General features: G+C 64.0%; 14 protein-coding genes. 9 read left to right on the forward strand and 5 right to left on the reverse strand.

Annotated elements, in window-relative coordinates:
• Window positions 1-60: 60 nt before the first annotated feature.
• Entirely contained in the window at window positions 61-936 is an 876-nt protein-coding gene (locus ACSVIK_RS12475) for a helix-turn-helix domain-containing protein (protein ID WP_442444626.1), read from the forward strand.
• A gap of 170 nt (window positions 937-1,106) precedes the next feature.
• Window positions 1,107-3,737 carry a DEAD/DEAH box helicase gene (locus ACSVIK_RS12480; protein WP_442444627.1) on the forward strand — a complete coding sequence of 877 codons (2,631 nt, stop codon included), beginning with the start codon at window positions 1,107-1,109 and terminating at the stop codon, window positions 3,735-3,737.
• Between the two features lie 105 nt (window positions 3,738-3,842).
• Here the strand turns inward: ACSVIK_RS12480 and ACSVIK_RS12485 are convergent, their stop codons facing one another.
• Entirely contained in the window at window positions 3,843-4,337 is a 495-nt protein-coding gene (locus ACSVIK_RS12485; RefSeq protein WP_442444628.1) for a phosphate-starvation-inducible protein PsiE, read from the reverse strand.
• Window positions 4,338-4,475: 138 nt separating this feature from the next.
• On the reverse strand, window positions 4,476-5,654 hold the full coding sequence (locus tag ACSVIK_RS12490; protein ID WP_442444629.1) for a diguanylate cyclase domain-containing protein: 1,179 nt from the start codon (window positions 5,652-5,654) through the stop codon (window positions 4,476-4,478).
• 215 nt (window positions 5,655-5,869) lie between these two features.
• On the opposite strand from ACSVIK_RS12490, the gene ACSVIK_RS12495 reads away from it, so the two are divergent.
• From ACSVIK_RS12495 to ACSVIK_RS12515, 5 genes are all read left to right on the forward strand, one after another.
• Complete coding sequence (locus ACSVIK_RS12495; protein WP_442444630.1) at window positions 5,870-6,832, forward strand: MBL fold metallo-hydrolase; 963 nt, start codon at window positions 5,870-5,872, stop codon at window positions 6,830-6,832.
• Window positions 6,833-6,941: 109 nt separating this feature from the next.
• Complete coding sequence (locus tag ACSVIK_RS12500) at window positions 6,942-7,199, forward strand: YebG family protein (protein ID WP_442444631.1); 258 nt, start codon at window positions 6,942-6,944, stop codon at window positions 7,197-7,199.
• 78 nt (window positions 7,200-7,277) lie between these two features.
• Window positions 7,278-7,679, forward strand: coding sequence for a DUF488 domain-containing protein (locus tag ACSVIK_RS12505; RefSeq protein ID WP_442444632.1), 402 nt, complete (start codon window positions 7,278-7,280; stop codon window positions 7,677-7,679).
• Between the two features lie 283 nt (window positions 7,680-7,962).
• Entirely contained in the window at window positions 7,963-8,838 is an 876-nt protein-coding gene (locus ACSVIK_RS12510) for a DMT family transporter (RefSeq protein WP_442444633.1), read from the forward strand.
• 119 nt (window positions 8,839-8,957) lie between these two features.
• Window positions 8,958-9,761, forward strand: coding sequence for a SirB1 family protein (locus ACSVIK_RS12515; RefSeq protein WP_442444634.1), 804 nt, complete (start codon window positions 8,958-8,960; stop codon window positions 9,759-9,761).
• A gap of 4 nt (window positions 9,762-9,765) precedes the next feature.
• Here ACSVIK_RS12515 and ACSVIK_RS12520 read toward each other — a convergent pair whose 3' ends face one another.
• From ACSVIK_RS12520 to ACSVIK_RS12530, 3 genes are read right to left on the reverse strand one after another with little or no spacing between them, the layout of a single operon-like run.
• A complete protein-coding gene (locus ACSVIK_RS12520) occupies window positions 9,766-10,122 on the reverse strand; it encodes a PilZ domain-containing protein (RefSeq protein ID WP_442444635.1) in 357 nt (118 codons plus the stop codon).
• Between the two features lie 60 nt (window positions 10,123-10,182).
• Complete coding sequence (locus ACSVIK_RS12525; protein ID WP_442444636.1) at window positions 10,183-10,605, reverse strand: DUF4124 domain-containing protein; 423 nt, start codon at window positions 10,603-10,605, stop codon at window positions 10,183-10,185.
• Window positions 10,606-10,664: 59 nt separating this feature from the next.
• On the reverse strand, window positions 10,665-11,039 hold the full coding sequence (locus ACSVIK_RS12530; protein WP_442444637.1) for a tetratricopeptide repeat protein: 375 nt from the start codon (window positions 11,037-11,039) through the stop codon (window positions 10,665-10,667).
• A gap of 150 nt (window positions 11,040-11,189) precedes the next feature.
• Here ACSVIK_RS12530 and ACSVIK_RS12535 point away from each other — a divergent pair, with 150 nt between their 5' ends.
• A complete protein-coding gene (locus ACSVIK_RS12535; protein WP_442444638.1) occupies window positions 11,190-11,996 on the forward strand; it encodes a tetratricopeptide repeat protein in 807 nt (268 codons plus the stop codon).
• Window positions 11,997-12,143: 147 nt separating this feature from the next.
• The gene (pyk, locus tag ACSVIK_RS12540) at window positions 12,144-13,595 is read left to right on the forward strand and encodes a pyruvate kinase (RefSeq protein ID WP_442444639.1); all 1,452 of its coding nucleotides are present in this window, start codon (window positions 12,144-12,146) and stop codon (window positions 13,593-13,595) included.
• The last annotated feature ends 134 nt before the right edge of the window (window positions 13,596-13,729 follow it).

The raw sequence follows: 13,729 nt of genomic DNA on the forward strand, positions 1-13,729 counted from the left end.
GCAGGTAGTTTTTCAACGGCCTGCTAGTGAGCGTAGCATCCCCGCTAAAAGGAGGCCTCGATGGCGCAACTCGAACACCTGCAGGTATTCCAGACCATGAGTCGCTCGCCCAATTCGCGACTGCACGGCCTGGCGCACCTGGATCACGGCCTGGCCCTGGCGCGCTGGAGCAACGCCCACGACGCACGCGACTACCTCGCCCCCAGCCATCACACCCTGTCGTGCTACCTGAGCGGCGGCACCGGCACCTTTCGCCGCGAGCATCCGGGCCATAAGGGCGCCCCGGATCGCCTGTGCATCATGCCGGCCGAACACGAGTCGGCCTGGATCATCAATGGCCAGATCCAGCTCGTTCATCTGTACGTGGAGCAGGAGCGCTTCGCCCTCGGTGCGGTCACCCTGCTCGACCGTGAGCCGCGCAGCCTGCAATTGCAGGAAGCCACCTTCCTCGAGGACGCCGAGCAGGCGGCGCGCTTTCGCCAGCTCTGTCGGCTCGACTGGCAGGAGCCCGGCGAACGCCTGCTGGCCAGCAGCCTGGCCCATGCGTTGCTCGACCATGCCCTGCTGAACCAGGTGGGGCTACGCCAGGGCCTGCGCCTGAAAGGTGGCCTGGCCCCGGTGCAACGCCGCCGTCTGCGCGAACATATCGAGCAGCACCTGGCCGAACCGCTGTCGCTGGGCGAGCTGGCGAGCCTCTGCGCACTGTCCGAATACCATTTCGCGCGGATGTTCCAGACCAGCTTCGGCCTGCCGCCGCACCGCTACGTGCTGGCCCGTCGCCTGGCCCGCGCCTGCCACCTGCTGCGTCACTCGCGCCTGCCATTGGGCGAGGTCGCAATGGCCTGTGGCTTCGCCAGCCCCAGCCACTTCAGCAACCGTTTCCGCCAGGCGCTCGACGCAACGCCAGGCCAGTACCGCGCCGCGTTCGAGTCCTGACGCTCATTTCTCTCGTCCACAAGCAGGCGCCCAGGTGCGTGGTCATGGCTGTGCGTCGACGATCTCGACAGGACGCCTGCTAATCATCACGCGGCTATGCGAAAATCTGCGGCTTTGCATTGCCACGGCCCAGTCATGCGCCCATTCATTTTCGCCACGGGGCTCAGTTGATGCCCCTGGATATTCACCAGTTGCGCCAGGAGGACTGGCGCTCCGAGTTCGGCGCCGGCGACCTGCGCCGCGGCATCGCCTATGCCGAGGAGCAGCGCAGCAAGCTGCTCAGCCTGCGCGACAACAGCCTGCTGGCCAATTGTCGTGGCTCCGGCAGCCAGAGCTATCAGCAGCGCATCACCCTGCACCCTTATGGGCGCAAATGGAGCGTGACCGGCCACTGCACCTGCCCGGTGGGTTTCAACTGCAAGCATGTGGTCGCCGCCCTGCTCACCCTCGAAGCCCGGCAACGCGACGGCCATGACCTCAGCGAGCTGATCGTACCGAGCAAGGAAGTGGCCGAACAGCGCCTGGAGGGCATCGCGCCAACGCCGGTACTGACCCTGGGCAGCCATGTGCGCGTGCATTTCGACGCTCGCAAGGGGCGCATGCTGGAACAGACCCAGCATCGCGCCGCGCTGGCCTTCGACTATGCCGGGCATCGCGCCTTCGGCAAGCCGGCCAAGGATCTGCTCAAGCGTCTGGATGCCGCCACCAACCTGCGCCTGATCCGTGACGCCGCTGCCGAGAACAGCCTGCGTAAACGCCTGGAAAACCTCGGTCTGCAAGTGGCACTGCGGCAGAGCGAGGCACTGCCGGCCGATGCCGGCGAGCCGTTCGAGCTGGAGCACGAGCGCGACTGGCTGGCCTTCGTCCACGAGCAACTGCCACGGCTGCGTGCCGAAGGCTGGCAGATCCACATGCGCCCGGACTTCCAGTACAACCTGGCGCAGATCGATGACTGGTATGCCGAAGTCGAGCAGGATCCGCAGCAGACCTGGTTCGATCTGGAACTGGGCATCGAAGTCGAGGGGCAGCGCATCAGCCTGCTGCCCATCCTGCTCCAGGCCATTCGTCGAACACCCTGGCTGCTGGCGCCGGAAGCCCTGGCCCAGCGCGCCGACGAGGATCGTCTGCTGATCAGCCTGCCGCAGAGCGGCAAACGTGTCGCCTTGCCTTTCGCTCGCCTCAAGCCGCTGCTGGCGACCCTGGGCGAGCTGTATTTCCGCGACCCGGAAGAGGATCACCTGCCGCTGCGCCTGGGACGCGCCGATGCCGCACGCCTGAGCGCACTCAGCGACAGCGATCTGCTGAGTTGGCAAGGTGGCGACAACCTGCGTGATTTCGCCCAGCGCCTGCAGCAGCTCGGCAAGCGCACCACCCTGGCCCCAGCCGAACTGCACGCCGCCCTGCGCCCCTATCAGTTGCAGGGCCTGGACTGGATGCAGACCCTGGCCGAGCTGCAGGTCGGCGGCGTACTGGCCGACGATATGGGCCTGGGCAAGACCCTGCAGACCCTCGCCCATATCCTCAGCGAGAAGCAGGCCGGGCGCCTGGACAAGCCGGCGCTGATCGTCATGCCCACCAGCCTGATTCCCAACTGGCAGGACGAGGCCGCACGCTTCGCCCCGAGCCTGCGCGTACTGGCTCTGCATGGCGCCAAGCGCAAGGCACTGTTCGAGCAGATCGCCGAGCATGATCTGATCCTCACCACCTATGCCCTGCTGCCGCGCGACCTCAAGCCCCTCAACCAGCAGCGCTACCGTCTGCTGATCCTCGACGAGGCGCAGAACATCAAGAACCCGCGTAGCAAGGCGGCCAGTGCCGCCGGCCAGGTCAATGCCGAGCTGCGCCTGTGCCTGACCGGCACGCCACTGGAAAACCATCTGGGCGAGCTGTGGTCGCTGTTTCACTTCCTCATGCCCGGCTGGCTGGGTGATGCCAAGGCCTTCAATCGCAACTACCGCAGCCCCATCGAGAAACGCGGTGACGCCCAGCGCCTGGCCCACCTGACCGGCCGTATCCGCCCCTTCCTGCTGCGCCGCACCAAGGAACAGGTGGCCAGCGAACTGCCGCCGAAGACCGAGATCGTGCAATGGGTCGAGATGACCCAGCTACAGCGCGACCGCTACGAAACCCTGCGCCTGGCCATGGACAAGAAGGTGCGCGATGAAATCGCCCGCCAGGGCCTGGCGCGCAGTCATATCGTCATCCTCGAGGCGCTGCTGCGCCTGCGCCAGAGTTGCTGCGACCTGCGCCTGCTGGGCGATGCAGACGAAACCCTGCAGGCCAGCGACTCGGGCAAGCTCAGCGCCCTGCTGGAGATGCTCGAGGAGCTGGTGGCCAGCGGCCGACGCGTGCTGCTGTTCTCCCAGTTCACCTCGATGCTGGCGCTGATCGAAGCCGAACTGCGCAGCCGAGGCATCGCCTACGCCAAACTCACCGGCAGTACCCAGGATCGACGCACCCCGGTGCAACGCTTCCAGGCCGGCGAGTTCCCGGTATTCCTGATCAGCCTCAAGGCCGGCGGCAGCGGCCTCAACCTCACCGCCGCCGATACCGTGATCCACTTCGACCCCTGGTGGAACCCGGCAGCCGAGGCCCAGGCCAGCGACCGCGCCTACCGTATCGGCCAGGACAAGCCGGTGTTCGTCTACAAGCTGATCGCCCGCGGCAGCGTCGAGGAAAAGATCCAGCAGCTCCAGCAGAGCAAGGCCAGCCTGGCGCGCGGCGTGCTCGAAGGCGGTAGCCAGGGCCAATGGCAACTGGACGAACAGGATCTGGCCGCCCTGTTCGCCCCTCTGCAGTAAGGGACGTAGCCTGGGTAGAGCGAAGCGAAACCCGGGAGCGGATTACCTGGGTTTCGCGGTGCTCAACCCAGGCTACTGTTCACCGGCTGGAGGAGGTGAAGAGCCTCAATCCGACGTATCGTCGCGCTCGGCCTCGGCATCCTCACGGTTACGCGGCTTGCCACGCGGGTTGGGCGCCGCCACGGCGGGGAAACGCGATGACGCATAGCGCACCACCAGTATCGCCAGCGCCAGCAGCAGAATCGCGCCCGACACCATCACCACGCCCCAGCTCGGCTTGTGGGTGTGGGAAATATCGGAAATCAGCAAACGGGTCAGGGCGGTGATCGCCACGTAGATCATGAAGCGGATCGGCATGTGGTTGGTCTTGAAGTAGATCCCCACCATGGCCGCCAACTCCAGGTAGATGAACAGCAACAGGATGTCATCGATGCTGATGTGGCCTTTTTCCAACATGCCGAGAAAGGCCATCACACCCGCCCAGGCCGTGATCGCACCGATGGCGAACAACGCCAGATAGTGGAAGGCCTCCATCAACAGGTTGCCCAGCGACTCGGCCAGGCCATGCAGCCCTTCACGCAGACGTTCTGCCCAATTCATCGACGACTTCTCCCAGGATCCAAATGACAGCCCGCCCCGCGCCATGCGAAGCACGCTTGCAGCTCAGCGCCCATGCAGGAATGACACCAGTTCCAGAATGAGGCAGGGATGTGACGAAACGCCACAGCAGCGTGCGCCTCAGACCACCGCGAGCACCGAAGGACGCTCCTCGGGCCAGGCATAACCGTGCTTGCCAGCCTCCTTGGCGCGGTACATGGCCATATCGGCCGAGGCCACCAGGCGGCGGCGATCCTCGCCATGCTCGGCACAGCGGGCAAGCCCGACGCTAACGCCGACACGAACGTCGGGCTGTTGCACCAACAAGGGCCCATCGAGTGCATCGATCAGGCGCTGGGCCAGGCGCTCGACAGCATCGGCATCGCCGGCAGCGATCACGGCGAATTCATCACCCCCCAGGCGCGCGAGCACCTCACCTTCACGCACCACGGTCTTCCAGCGCGCCGCCACGGATTTGAGCACGGCATCGCCCAGCGCATGGCCGAGCTTGTCGTTGATGGTCTTGAAGCCATCGAGATCCAGATAGAGCAGCGCCACGGAGCGTTCACCACGGCGCGCCAGGGCCAGGGCCTGATCCAGGGTGTCGTTGAAGGCACGCCGATTGAGCAGGTGAGTCAGGCTGTCATGTTGCGACTCGAACGCCATGCGTTCGAGCAACTCGCCACGCTCTCGCAGGTCGCGACGCAGATCGATGAACAACAGCGTGAGCAGACCGAGCATGAGCAACGCGCCGCCCCCGCCCCCCCAGAGCGCCAGCATCGAACGCCATTCGATATCGGCCTTGTGCACCTTCAGGGCAATCGCCACAGCACGCTCGATGTTGGCGATACGTGTACGCATCTCGCCCATGTAACGCCCGCCATGCTCGTCCGAAAACTGCTCCATGGCCGCTGCCCGGCCCTGCTCACGGTAGAGATCGAGGGTCAGCGCCATTTCATCGCGCTTGAAGCGGCCGAGTTCGGCAATGGCCTGCAACTCAGCCTCGTGCGCCTGCATGATGGGGGCATCCAGCAAGCCACGTAGCTGTTCATCGAAGCGTTCCACCGACGAGGCGTAAGGCTCGAGATACCGCGCCTTGCCCGTAAGCAGATAGCCGCGCTGATCGAGCTCGGCCTCTTGCAAGCTGGGCAGCAGCAGGCTCAGACGATAAAGAGATCGATACAACTCTTGTACATCACGTCCACTGGAGAAACTGGTCTGGCTGCCCCAGATGGCTCCGATCAGTAGCATCAGACTGAGGTAGAACAGCGCGACCAGGGCCAGCAGTTTGCGTTCTACGCGACCGATCGAATCAAGCATAAACATCTCTGGCCTTGTTCATTGCGGAGTCCTTTCATGGCGCACTGACTATAGTTGCGCCTATGGGGAATGCAAGGATTACGCCGACTCCGAGCTCGACTCCCACGGCGCGACGCGGATTATACAAGACCTATACACCAGCCCAGTTTGCCCCGCTCGCCAAAAACCTCATCACGGCGCACACTGGCTCCTTTTCAGCACCACAGGAGTCACACATGCGTTCATTGCTCGGAGCCGCCGCCCTCATTGCCCTGTTCAGCCTGCCGGCCCATGCCCAGGCACCCGCCCAACAGAAAACCCAGGTACCGGGTTACTACCGCATGATGCTGGGTGATTTCGAGGTCACCGCCCTCTACGACGGCTACATCGACCTGCCTGCCACCTTGCTCAAGGGCATCGCCGACAAGGATTTGCAGAGTCTGCTGGCACGCATGTTCGTCCAGGCCACGCCGGGCGTGCAGACAGCCGTGAACGCCTATCTGATCAATACCGGCAGCCACCTCGTCCTGATCGATACCGGCGCCGCGCAGTGCTTCGGCCCGACGCTCGGCGCGGTGCGGGCCAACCTCGAGGCCTCCGGCTACAAGCCGGAGCAAATCGACACCGTCCTGCTCACCCACCTGCACCCGGATCATGCCTGTGGCCTGCTCGATGCCGAAGGCAAGCCAGCATTCCCCAATGCCAGCGTTGCGGTGCCCAAGAGCGAAGCGGACTTCTGGCTCAGCAAAGCCAACATGGCCAAGGCAGCCGAAGGCATGCAAGGCATGTTCAAACTCGCCCAGAGCGCCGTAGCGCCCTACATCCAGGCGAATCGTTTCAAGCCCTACCAGCAGGTGGACACGCTGCTGCCTGGCTTCACGCAGCTCCCCAGCCCTGGCCACACTCCCGGACACACCTCTTACCTGCTCAAGTCGGGCGAACAGAGCCTGCTGGTCTGGGGCGACATCGTACATAGCCATGCCGTGCAGTTCGCCAAGCCCGAGGTGGTGATCGAGTTCGACGTGGACAGCGACAAGGCACGCGAATCCCGCCAACGTCTACTGGCCGAGGCAGCAGACGAAAGGCTCTGGGTAGCAGGTGCGCACCTGCCCTTCCCCGGTATTGGTCATGTGCGCAAGGAGTCTCAGGGCTATGCCTGGGTGCCGGCGGAGTTCAGCCCGATCCGTGCGGATCGCTGAACGCCTATACACTCGCTGCTGGCAAAATGGCGGCGAGTTCTTTATGCTCTCGAATACTGTATAAATAAACAGCCAATATTGACACGCATGAAGGCAGACGAGGTGATGAATGGCCGTCGAAGTGGTGTACCGCAGCAGTCGCGATCCGGAGCGCTTGTTCATGGATAAAGCCGAAGCCGACCGTTATGACAAGATGCTCGAACTGGCCGAACGGCTGACCGAAGTGCTGCACAAGGCGGTTCCTTCGCTGAACGAGCAACAGGGTGAGGAACTGGGCATCTTCATGGCCAAGAACCGCGACGTGTTCGCCAAGGCCTTCAAGAATCAGCCCGACGCTCTCGACGAGCTGAGCGACAACGCCGAATGACCCTCAGGCCCCGCAATTGCGGGGCCTTTGTGTAGATGGGCTATGCTCGGCCAGTCCGTCCTACCAAGGGAGACGAGCATGATCCAGTGCAAACGCATCTACCTCGCCGCGGCCGCCGATGACGGCCAGCGCGTGCTGGTCGACCGCCTCTGGCCGCGCGGCATCAGCAAAGAGGCCGCGCAACTGGACGCCTGGGTGGCGGAGGTGGCGCCCTGCGACGAACTGCGCCGCGCCTTTCACCGCGATGGCGATTTCCAGGCCTTCCGCCTGGCCTATCGGCAACAACTCGACGCCCAACCGCAACACTGGCAAGCCCTGCTGCACAGCGCGTCGACCGGCACCGTCACCCTGCTCTACGCGGCCCGCGACGAGACCCACAACAATGCCCGCGTGCTGGCCGAGTACCTCGAAGACGAACTGCAACGTACCGGTGAACCCAGCTCCCCGGTGTGCTACCAGGGTGAGTTCGGCATCGATTGACCGCCCCGGACAAGCGCAGTAGTGTGCAGGCTTCAGAAACAGAAGCCGCCTCAATGACCCTCTTTGCGCATCGCCTCGACGTCCTCGCCAGTGCCGCCTACCGCGTCGCTGCCGACGGCTGTGCGCCCCCTGCTACCTGTCAAGCTGGCACTCCTCCCCCGCCGCTGCTCAAAGCCTAAGCGGTCACCTCCGCACCTCTCTGCCTCTCCGTTTGTCCTCGGCCTCGCCGAGACGCGCCCGTGCGCGTACGGAGCTCATGCAAACCTTCGACAGGTGTTCCATCATGCGTTTCGATTCGACTGTGCTGTCTCGCTACGGCGCGACAACCCTTTTCGTGCTGCTCTGGTCCGGTGGCGCGATCTTCGCCCGCCTGGGCCTGGATCATGCTTCCCCCTTCGCCTTTCTCGTTCTGCGTTTCGCCCTCGCCAGCCTGGCCCTTGCCCTGATCGCGGGCCACTCTGGCATCTGGCTGCCTGAGCGCGGTTTGCGCGGGCCCACCGCCAAGGCTGGGCTGCTGCTGATCGGCGGCTACAGCCTGTGCTATCTGCTGGCACTGGCCGAGGGCATCACGCCAGGTGTGCTGGCTACGGTACTGGGCGTACAGCCCATCCTGACCCTGATGCTGCTGGAACGGCGAGCCTCATCGCTGCGTCTTCTTGGCTTGCTGCTGGCCCTTGCCGGCCTGACGCTGATCGTGGCGGACAGCCTGGCGCGCAGCCTGATGTCTCTGTCCGGCATGGTGTTCGCGCTCGGCGCGCTGCTCTGCATCACCTGTGGCAGCATCGTTCAGAAAAACCTGCGCCAGGCGCCGATGCGTGCACTGCCCTTGCAGTACGGCCTGTGTCTGCTGGGCAGCCTGGTGCTGCTGCCGACCCAGAACTGGCAAGTGCGCTGGGATATGGGGCTGCTGCTCCCTCTGCTCTGGATGGGGCTGGTGATTTCGGTCGGAGCGCAGTTGCTGCTCTATCGACTGATCCAGGCGGGCAATCTGGTCAATGTCACCAGCCTGTTCTATCTGGTGCCCGTGACGACGGCCTTGCTCGATTACTCGCTATTGGGCAACCCGCTTTCGATCCGCGCCTTGGCCGGTATGGTCGCGATCCTGCTCGGCCTGGCAGTGGTCTTTCGTTTCGCACCAACGCTCGATAAGTCTGCATAGCCTTGGCCCCTTGGCGGCCATCGGTGGTTCGATGGCCGTATCCCCGGCTCGTGACACGCGAAAACTGGACGCCCGCTCGACAAAACGCTACAAACCAGGGAGGAAGCGGAGATCGTGCGATGAGCCCACGTCAAGCCTGTCTGCTGTGTCTGGAGCGAGATCCACCGGCCCTGTTCGAGGCAGCTCTGTGGATTGCCGCCGAACATGATCCGCACGTACAGCCACCCCAGGTGCTGGCTGACCTGCATGGTCTGCAGGTGCAGGTGGCGGCCGGCCTGCCCAATCTGCCACTGCGCGAACTGGCGCAACCCTTGCTGCGCCGCCTCAGCGAACTGGACTATCACCAGGACGATGAAGGTCCGACACGACCGCGCCATGCCTTGCTGCACGAAGTTCTGCGCTGGCGCCGTGGCCAACCTCTGAGCCTGGCATTGATTGCGCTGGAACTGGCCAGACGCCTAGACATTCCCCTGCAAGGCGTGAACTTCCCCGGTCATTTCCTGCTACGGGTTCCAGGCGCCGATCACCTGCTCGACCCCTGCGGCGGCCGTCGCCTGTATACCCGCGACTGCCGCGAGCTGCTCGTGCATCATCTGGGGCCGCAGGAGGAACTGGGCGCCGCACACCTGCAAGCGGCGGATGCGCGCACCATGCTGCTGCGCCTGTCACGCAACCTGCGCCAACTACATGTGCAGCAGGACGACCATCTGGCGGCGCTCAAGGATGCCGAGCGAGTGCTGCAGCTCGGCCCACCGAACCTGCTCGATCATCTGGCCCGAGCCACCATCTACCAGCAACTGGAATGCCCGCAGGGCGAGCGTTACGACCTGCAGCACGCCCTGTTGCTATGCGAAGAGGAAGGCATGCGCCTGCAACTGAGCCAGCGCCTGCGCAGTCTCGACAGGGCGCCGGCCTTGCACTGAGGCCTCAGGCCGAGGCCGACAGCGAATGGAAACTGAAGTAATAGCGCAACGCCTCGATCATTTCGAGGTAGTCCTGAGGCGGGGGAAACAAGGAGAACCCCGAGTCATAGGAGCCTGGCGTGACATCCTCGCGGCACCACTGGCATTTGCCGGACAGGTTGATCAGGCGCAGGCCGTGTGCAGAGGGAATCTTCAGTTGCATGTCGAACTGCACGCCCACCAGCAGGGGTAGCTGACTGATCAGCATCAACCCATCGAGGGAGACATTGCCGATCGACCCCATCGGTTTGTCCGTGATGCGGTTGAAGACCTTCAGGTAGTAAGGCAGCTGATGCCGCTCGATTCGACGCTGGCTAGGCATGATGGCATATCGCTACAAAGGGTTCCGAGTATGCGCCTTCGAGCCATCACACTACCAGTCTCAGGAGCACCGCTCGGCGATGCGCTCGCGTATCTGGCGACGAGCGGTGTCGAGCTCATCATCACTATAGTAAATACGCTCGCCGTTGGCCCCCTCCCGATAGTAGGAATAGCCCTCCGGCAACTGCGCCATGCGCTGACGCAACTCGCGGCATTCACTGGCACGCTGTTCGCGCTGCTGCGTGGCCTGCTCGGTAGCCCGTTGCCGCTCCTGTTCACGAGCCTGATAGAAACGCTGGCTGCGCGCTTCGCGCTCGCGGGTCTGAGCATCGCGCTCGATCACCTGTGGCCTGACCTCGATCACCTCGGCACCGGCAGCCGGGCGCTGGCCGAAGTGCACGCGGCCTTGCTCGTCCGTCCAGCGATAAATCTCCGCTGCGGCCAGGCCCGGTAGCAGCGATACGATCAGAAGCAGGTGGCGCATGCTCATCCTCCATGAAGGCCACCAGCTTATACCGCAGCAGGCAGCGCGCAAAGCCAGGCTCAGAGCGCAGCGGGACTGGCCTTGGCAGCGGCTGCCGGGGTGTAGTGGCCGAGCTGCTGCAACGTCTGCAGGCGTGCCCGCGCCCGATAGGCGTACTCGCTGGCCGGGTAGCGACTGATGATGAACTGATAGGTCTGCGCGGCATCGACGAACAGGCTCTCGCGCTCCAGGCACTGGCCACGCAGCAAGGAAATTTCCGGCTGCAGGTAGTTACGCGAACGGCTCTTGCGCTCGGCCTGCGACAGCTCCAGCACGACACGCGCGCAGTCGCCTTCATCGTAGGCACGATAGGCGTTGTTCAAGTGATGATCGAGCGAGACACGGGTGCAACCCGTGGCGGCCAGCGCAGCGGCCAGTATGATCAGGGTTTTCATGGGCAGATCCTCCAATGAGCAGTGTATCGACCGGCCAGGCAGAAACTGAACTGCCACAAACCTCCGATGGGTTCTGCCCTTGTTGCCTTGGCGCCATCACTGGCACTCACTAGACTGCCTGGACAGGTCGATTCCGGCCAAGGAGCCCACATGCCGCTCATCCGCCCGCTGTTCCTGGTCATGGCCGCAACCCTGCTGAGCGCTTGCGCCCCGACCACCCCGCTGTTCATCGCCCAGGTCACCACCAACGAGGTGGTCGAGTACAAGGCGCTCAAGGCCAAACGCATGAGCGCCGCCATCGAAGAAGAAGGCGACCTGCTCACCTACAGTGCCATGGCCATCCGCGATGCCCATAGTGACAAGGCCGAGGCGCTCTACCTCGAAGGCTATCGTGATCGGCAACTGAGCGATGAGGTGCGTGCCATCGCCCTCTATCAGATCGGCCTGATCTACATGAACCGCTTCAACGAGCAGCGCGATGACGCCAAGGCACTCAATTATTTCTACAAGGTCGTCAACGAATTCCCCAACAGCCGCGCTGCCAGTCGCGCCGAAGAACGCATCGCGATAATTCGCAAGCGTGCCGAGGAGCCGGTTCAGAAGAGTTCGCGGGAACTGCTGGAACACTGGCAACCGAGCCAGAACCTCGACCTGTACAAACCCAGCCTCGACCAGGACATGACCCTGCTGTCGCGCCGCGCCGTGCTCAAGGATCGCGTAGCCGAAGCCGAAGAGCTCTACCTGCTGGGCCTGGCCGACCCGCACATAGCGGCAGACATCAAGGAAAAGGCGCTTTACCAGTTGGCGCTGATGTACCTGGCGCCGGACAACCCCAGCGCCGACCGCGAGAAGGCCATCGCCTACCTGCGCCGCCTGCTCGCCGAGTACCCCAACGGCGAGCTGCATGCCAAGGCCGCCCTGCTGCTCGACAAGGCGATCAACCTGAACGCGCCCTGATTCGTGGTACTGGTCACCCCGGCAGCCTGCCGGGGCAGACGACGCCAGACTGCTCAAAGCGAACGGCAAAGGGTAGTGCACGGGAACAATGACTACAGCGAAAGCCCGTAGTAGCCTCCCCGCTATCGTTGACTAGGGAGTTCGTGCATGACCTTTCGCCGCACCAAAATCGTCGCCACCCTCGGCCCGGCCAGCAGCTCGCCGGAAGTGCTGGAGCAACTGATTCTCGCCGGCCTGGACGTGGCCCGTCTGAACTTCTCCCACGGCACCCCGGACGACCACAAGGCGCGCGCTGCCCTGGTTCGCGAGCTGGCCGCCAAACACGGTCGCCATGTTGCCCTGCTCGGTGATCTGCAAGGCCCGAAGATCCGTATCGCCAAGTTCGAGAACAAGCGCATCGAACTCAAGGATGGCGACCTGTTCCGCCTCTCCTCCAGCCACTCGCGCACTGCCGGCAACCAGGAAGTGGTCGGCATCGACTACCCGGCGCTGATCCAGGACTGTGACGTCGGTGACGAACTGCTGCTCGACGACGGCCGCGTGGTCATGCGCGTCGAACTCAAGGGCGCCGACGAACTGCACTGCCGCGTGCTGATCGGTGGCCCGCTGTCGGACAACAAGGGCATCAACCGTCGTGGTGGTGGCCTCACCGCACCGGCGCTGACCGAGAAGGACAAGGCCGACATCAAGGTCGCCGCCGAGATGGATCTGGACTACCTGGCCGTGTCCTTCCCGCGTGACGCCGCCGACATGGACTACGCCCGTCGCCTGCTCACCGAGGCCGGCGGCAGCGCCTGGCTGGTAGCCAAGATCGAACGCGCAGAAGCCGTGGCCGATGACGAAGCCCTCGACGGCTTGATCCGTGCCAGCGACGCGGTGATGGTGGCCCGTGGCGACCTGGCCGTGGAAATCGGCGATGCCGAGCTGGTCGGCATCCAGAAGAAGATCATCGCCCACGCCCGCCGCCTGAACAAAGCCGTGATCACCGCCACGCAGATGATGGAATCGATGATCCACAGCCCGATGCCGACCCGCGCCGAAGTCTCCGACGTGGCCAACGCCGCGCTGGACTACACCGATGCGGTGATGCTGTCGGCCGAAAGCGCCGCCGGCGAATACCCGGTAGAAGCCGTGCAGGCCATGGCCCGCGTCTGCCTGGGCGCCGAGAAGCACCCGACCAGCAAGCAGTCCAGCCACCGCCTGGGCCGCACCTTCGAGCGCTGCGACGAAAGCATAGCCCTGGCCACCATGTACACCGCCAACCACTTCCCGGGCGTCAAGGCCATCATCAGCCTCACCGAGAGCGGCTACAGCCCACTGATCATGTCGCGCATCCGCTCGTCGATCCCGATCTTCGCCTTCACTCCGCATCGTGAGGCCCAGGCCCGCGTGGCGCTGTTCCGTGGCGTCTACACCGTGCCATTCGACCCCGCCTCGCTGCCGGCCAACAAGGTCAGCCAGGCGGCGGTGGACGAGCTGCTCAAGCGTGGCGTGGTGGAGCCTGGCGACTGGGTGATCCTGACCAAGGGCGACAGCTACCACGGCACTGGCGGCACCAACACCATGAAGATCCTGCATGTCGGTGATCCGATGGTGTAAGCCGCAGCGGCCTGCCCTGAAACGGGACAGCGAACGCAAGAGGCCGCTCATCGAGCGTAATGCTGTTCATTTAAGCGGAGCAGCTTTCCGATCTACTGGGTAGCGGGTCTTTGAAATCTTCACCGTCCTGGGTC

It is taken from the genome of Pseudomonas sp. NCHU5216 (assembly GCF_052156495.1).
Taxonomy (GTDB): domain Bacteria; phylum Pseudomonadota; class Gammaproteobacteria; order Pseudomonadales; family Pseudomonadaceae; genus Aquipseudomonas.